Origin of the sequence: Arsenophonus sp. ENCA, from assembly GCF_002287155.1 — a bacterium.
Classification (GTDB): Bacteria; Pseudomonadota; Gammaproteobacteria; order Enterobacterales; family Enterobacteriaceae; genus Arsenophonus; species Arsenophonus nilaparvatae.
On the sequence record NZ_NHNG01000131.1, the window covers coordinates 1 to 5,323 of the forward strand.

Sequence of the window (5,323 nt, forward strand, 5' to 3'; positions counted from 1 at the left end):
GGTAACAAAACTGTTGAATCATTTATGCCTTGCGATGGAACTGTCAGCGCACTACTTTGATTGTATTCCTTCTAGCTAAATTGCCAACTCATAGCACATTAACAAACTTTTTGCGGACCGCACTAATCCTTTTTTCAGTTTTTTGTGGCGAATAAATTTTAACCTCGGGGTCCATGTCTAATCGCACAGCCAGCAGCGATAAGCAACCATCAATAAACCCTTCGGCAATCTGTAATTTTGCCCGTATCAGCCGCTCATCCACCCGACGTCGGCGAGCGATGGCCCGCTTCGAATAGCCCTTGACGTAATATGCAATAATTAAACTGAGCTCTTCCGGTTGTCGTACTTTTTGCAGTTGTAAAACACAATTATCAATAATCAGACCATCATCATCCGAGCACGAAGGGCGCAGGGAGGGACGCAAGGGGAGTAGTCCCTTAAAACCGGCGGCTATCGGCGACCAGTCTATCCCAGTGTTGTTATCACGGGCCCAGGTTCCCCATCGTTCTAGCACTTGTTGAATATCTCTGCGCATCGTATTTTACCCTCAGTGGTACTAATTTGCTTTATTCGAAATGTTTTGGAGTCACGAGTTTCGCACAGGCATATAAAATTCTAAAAATGGCTTAAAAGCAATGATTAATCTGCAAGTTACTAAAAAACATAAATTTTATTAAATTACAATAAGTTGTATTTGATTTATAAGGTTTTGACTATTTATATATCATGCTGAATTAAACTTAAAAATAGAGCGTTTTTTTATTGGTGCGAAACTCGTGGGAGTGTGAATTTGTCAGCTTACCGCGGCATACGGATTACCGGCACACAAACCGCCCCAGTGTAAAAGTATTTTCTCGATGTCTCTGCTCATGGTTTTTTCGCTCCTGTTGTGAACGGGAATATTTCTTCTTTACCCCCGCAAGACAACCAAGACAACCTATTTCTATTAATACTTTTTAAGGACATATATTACTAACGCGCGTATTGGTTTCAAAAAAGGTTGTCTTGGTTGTCTTGGTTGTCTTACGCCTTTAAAATCAATTAGTTAAACAAGACAACCTAACTAACCGAGGTTGTCTTGGTTGTCTTGTTTTGGTGAAAAAACGCGCGTTTGTATTCCATCAATATAAATTCTTTCCGTTTTATACCCACAATTTTGCAAAACATTACCAATGCGCATTTGTTCACGTCGCGATATATTTTTCGGTTCCAGGTTCAGAGCTTCACGCAAAATATCCGCTGTGCGTAAAAATTGCCGTGCCCGTGGTTTTTGTCCGGTCATTAAATCTGGCTCATCTAACCAACGTTCGATAATTTCCTGCCATGCATCTTTGATAAAATATTTTTCATGTACTTGATTAGCCAATTGTTCTGCTTCTTGAAATTGAATTCCTGTTTTGTTAAATAGTTCGCGCGCTTCTGCCCAAAGTTGAATCATATCCTTTTTGATACCTTCTACATCCATTTTTCCGACTTCAACCGGCAGCCAACGCCGATTACCGGTTTTGTCGCCTAAAAATTCATCTTCGTTGGTGGTACCAATACTCAATGAGCGTCTGGGGAATTGGGTGGCGAATTCTTTAAACTTGGGGATCCACTTTTCATGTGTCCGGGTAACAAAGGCTTTGATGGATTCCAGTTCTTTAGTATTAAGTCCGCGTAATTCACTAATTTCTGCCACCAGACAGCCTCGCATCTTACGCGCCAGATCATCATCTTTTTCCGCAAAGGAAATTTCAGTGAAAAAAGCCGGATCAGGGGATAACGCCGCCACGCCAGAAGATTTTCCAGAACCTTGAGCACCTACCAGGATCGGCACCATATCCGCTTTGATACCCGGCTTTAACACGCGTCCCGCAAGGGCTGTCCACATATAGCGCGATACCACACGCGTATAAGCGCTATCTTCAGTACCAAAATGGGTATGATAAAACTTTTCGATACGGGGTATGCCGTCCCATTCGAGGCTTTTTATCCATTCCATTGCTGAATCAAAGGGGTTTTCATCCGCTGCCAGCAATACCACATCGCGAATTAACTCTCGCCCAACCGCTTTAAAGCCTCGCTTTTCCATTGTGATACGCAATCGGGAATAATCAGCATCAGTAAAGGTTTGCCACGCTTTAGTGCCAACAGGCGCAAACATGATCTCATCACGGAAAGTATCAAACCGAATTTCTACACCGACAAAATCAGGGCACATGACGGCCTTAGCCGCATTATCAATGGTGGCTTCTATTTGGCCTGACGTTTTATTGCGTTTAAACGTAGGCCATTTTGAATTTTCAGTAGGGTCTGTTAGATCGTCGAACTCATCCACTGTAGCAACCCCCGTTTTCAATCGCACTGACCCGGGATTTACCCAGCCTGCTTTTTGCGCTAAACTGAATACCGCTTGATAGCCTGTTCTTTCGGCACATAGTTCAGGCCATTTGGCTTCTGCAGCGGATAAGTTTCCTTTATCGGCCGCAGAAGACCAATCAAGCCACATCTTTTTAGCTTCATCTTCAAAAGTTGTACCTTTAAACCAGGCGAGGCGATTACCCATATCCACCCATGAAGGGTAGTTCTCCGCCTGGTTTAATATTTTCGGATACCATAATGCGGAACGTAAATCTTCAAACGTCTGGTCATTGATATTTTGCAAATCGACTAAACGGGTTAAATCGTCATTATCGGGCTTAGGGAGATCAACCTGCTCAATAACAGGCGTATTATCCGAGGCTAAAAGCGTATCAACATCAACCACTGCGCCTTCAAAACTTTCATACTTTGCCCCTTCATGCGGTGCAAAAATCATATGCGAAGGTTCATAGACTGAATTATCCCACTTAATCGCCAGATCACTGAGCAATTCGAAACAATCCATCAACTCCTGCTCAATGCGTGGGCCTAGTGTTTTGTACTCTAATGCAGTCACCTCACGGGATAACAAAAAACCAATACGCCAGCGTTGCTCACCCTGCGCAATAGGATGTTCATGACTGGCGGTGGTATAGGCAAAACATTGATAAAAACTGAGAATGCCTGTGAGCATTTCCCACGCCGCTAACGTACAACCATCCATGTCAAGCCATAGCACGCGGCGTTTACCTGCATTGAGCGCATTACGCCCTTTTTTGGCGCTTTTCATCGCGCCCCAGATATAATTAAGCGCTTTTTTCTTTTTATCGAAAATGGCTTTTGTATCGGTGGGACTAATATTAATAGGCTTGGTTAAATTTTTGATCGCCTGCTGATACTCGGCAAAAGAGCCAGCAACAGCAGTCCTCGGGCGCTGATCACTCACACTACGCCCGACAGAATAATTTATTTGCATGGGTTATTTGGCCTTAGTGTTATTCTTATCATTAACCAGTTTTTCAAGCTGTAATGCGCGTAACTCTGGAATATCATCACCCCATTGTGAGACTGCGCTTTTTGTTATTTTTAATAACTTTGCTAAATTAGTCTTATTACCAGCAAAATAAATAGCTTCACTTTTCTTCATAATTACCGCCTCCAAAAGATATAAGTATCATGTTAAGAATACTAAACAAATAAGTCAAGATAACATAACATCAAAAGAGTTAAGCTATCTAAACTTATTTAGGGGATAAAACCATGCAATGTGAAAGAATTCGTCAAGCTCGCAATAACAATAAAATGACTCAAGAATCTTTAGGGAAGCGAATTGGCGTATCAAAAGCAACTATATCTCAATGGGAATCGGGTACTACAGAGCCAAACGGTAAAAATCTTGTTAGTTTGGCTAAAGCGCTTGGTGTAACCATCGAATGGCTGCTTGATGGTAATGAAAAAAATGCTGAAGTAAACGCTCCACTGGCAAACGCAAAAATTATTGGTAATTTTGCACCGTGGGATTCAAAAACACCACTAGGTGAAGATGAAATTGAACTCCCATTTTTTAAGGAAATATCATTATCGGCCGGAAAAGGCACTTTTGTTACACTAGATAACAATGGGTATAAATTACGTTTTGCGTATTCAACCCTCCGAAAAGCAGGTGTTGATCCCGCAACCGCTGCTTGTGTAAGTATTACTGGCAATAGTATGGAGCCTGTTGTCCCTGACGGAGCCACTGCAGGGATAGATACATCAGACGTTAACATAAAAGATGGTCAAATGTATGCTATTGAACATAAAGGTATGTTACGTGTTAAAATCTTATACCGTATACCTGGAGGTATACGAATCAGATCATATAATAGAGATGAATACGCTGATGAAGACTATATAGGATCTGATATAAGCAATATAAAAATAATGGGTAAAGTTTTTTGGTACTCAGTTCTCCTTTAAAATTTTCCACGCTCAATTCTCTCCCTAAAAACCTACGTTAAAAGTAGGTTTTTATTTTTCCATTAAATAAAGTTTATTTTTCTTAACATAACTCTTGACAAAAATGTTTAGTAAACTTAATATTAAAGAAGAAATCTTAACATATAGATGTTAAAGCATACCACACCATCGCTCTTTAACAATTTAGAAAGTCGGAATGTACAGCGCGTTATGTCTGTATGAGTGTAGTTATGCACGTTGCATTGGGTGCGATCCGCTCTTTGCAAGACAGCAATGTCAAGGGACAGGCAGTCATACCAGACTGTACAAACGCAAACAACACTAATTATAGGTCATTTTGCGAAGTGGCCTATGGTGAGTGACGAAAGTTAAGCCGAGGATATAAATTTATGAATAAACAATTAAAGACGGCACTCTACATGAATGCCGAACCTGTAAGAGAAAAACTTAAAAAATTATTTAAGATTCTTTCCAAAAATACTGTTGGCGACATCCCTAGCGATATCAACAGCATGATCAGCGGACTGTTTGACAATCTCACTCTTGAGAATAGTCCGGCTACAATGGGTACAAACGGTACCTTCGATGTCATTTTCACTCTTGATTTCGACGAAAGTTTCTACAATCAGGTCATTTCCGCAGCCAGGGCACTTAAAGTTGATGTTACTCATAGTTTTTCCTTATAAGTTAGACGAAATATAAGGATAGCACCTCGCCTGACGTGGTTAAAAGCAGGCAATGAATATAAATACCCGTAGTACCGCTCTTTAAGACTATCTCGCTGAAAAAGCGAAACCATAAAACACCCAAACAGTTGCTTTTGGGGTGTGTGAAATAACCAAAATACAGCCATTAAATTAAAAACCAACACCAGGGTACTACCAATATGGCTGTAGATCACGAGTTTCGCACAAAACTAATTTGGGTACGCTAATAAAACACGGATGTGCTCAGCAATAGCATTTTTGATTACGTCCCAATTTTGTTGATAAAGGGTTATTTTTTCAGATATACGACGTTT

5 protein-coding genes are annotated in these 5,323 nt (G+C 40.8%); 2 read left to right on the forward strand and 3 right to left on the reverse strand.

Annotation, left to right across the window (positions count from 1 at the left end):
• Positions 1–88 precede the first annotated feature (88 nt).
• The 3 genes from CBG25_RS03705 to CBG25_RS03715 all read right to left on the reverse strand — a co-directional run bounded on the left by CBG25_RS03705 (position 89) and on the right by CBG25_RS03715 (position 3,490).
• Complete coding sequence (locus CBG25_RS03705) at positions 89–535, reverse strand: antiterminator Q family protein (protein WP_290604604.1); 447 nt, start codon at positions 533–535, stop codon at positions 89–91.
• A gap of 528 nt (positions 536–1,063) precedes the next feature.
• On the reverse strand, positions 1,064–3,319 hold the full coding sequence (locus CBG25_RS03710; RefSeq protein WP_290604606.1) for a virulence-associated E family protein: 2,256 nt from the start codon (positions 3,317–3,319) through the stop codon (positions 1,064–1,066).
• 3 nt (positions 3,320–3,322) lie between these two features.
• Positions 3,323–3,490, reverse strand: coding sequence for a Cro/CI family transcriptional regulator (locus CBG25_RS03715; RefSeq protein WP_290604608.1), 168 nt, complete (start codon positions 3,488–3,490; stop codon positions 3,323–3,325).
• A gap of 113 nt (positions 3,491–3,603) precedes the next feature.
• Here CBG25_RS03715 and CBG25_RS03720 point away from each other — a divergent pair, with 113 nt between their 5' ends.
• Positions 3,604–4,302, forward strand: coding sequence for a helix-turn-helix transcriptional regulator (locus tag CBG25_RS03720; RefSeq protein WP_290604609.1), 699 nt, complete (start codon positions 3,604–3,606; stop codon positions 4,300–4,302).
• Between the two features lie 389 nt (positions 4,303–4,691).
• Positions 4,692–4,988, forward strand: a complete 297-nt coding sequence (locus tag CBG25_RS03725; RefSeq protein ID WP_290604610.1) for a hypothetical protein — start codon at positions 4,692–4,694, stop codon at positions 4,986–4,988.
• The last annotated feature ends 335 nt before the right edge of the window (positions 4,989–5,323 follow it).

Coding starts and splice junctions, on each gene's coding strand:
- CBG25_RS03710 (WP_290604606.1), bottom strand. CDS start 3,319: ATGCAAATAAATTATTCTGTCGGGCGTAGTGTGAGTGATCAGCGCCCG.
- CBG25_RS03725 (WP_290604610.1), top strand. CDS start 4,692: ATGAATAAACAATTAAAGACGGCACTCTACATGAATGCCGAACCTGTA.
- CBG25_RS03720 (WP_290604609.1), top strand. CDS start 3,604: ATGCAATGTGAAAGAATTCGTCAAGCTCGCAATAACAATAAAATGACT.
- CBG25_RS03705 (WP_290604604.1), bottom strand. CDS start 535: ATGCGCAGAGATATTCAACAAGTGCTAGAACGATGGGGAACCTGGGCC.
- CBG25_RS03715 (WP_290604608.1), bottom strand. CDS start 3,490: ATGAAGAAAAGTGAAGCTATTTATTTTGCTGGTAATAAGACTAATTTA.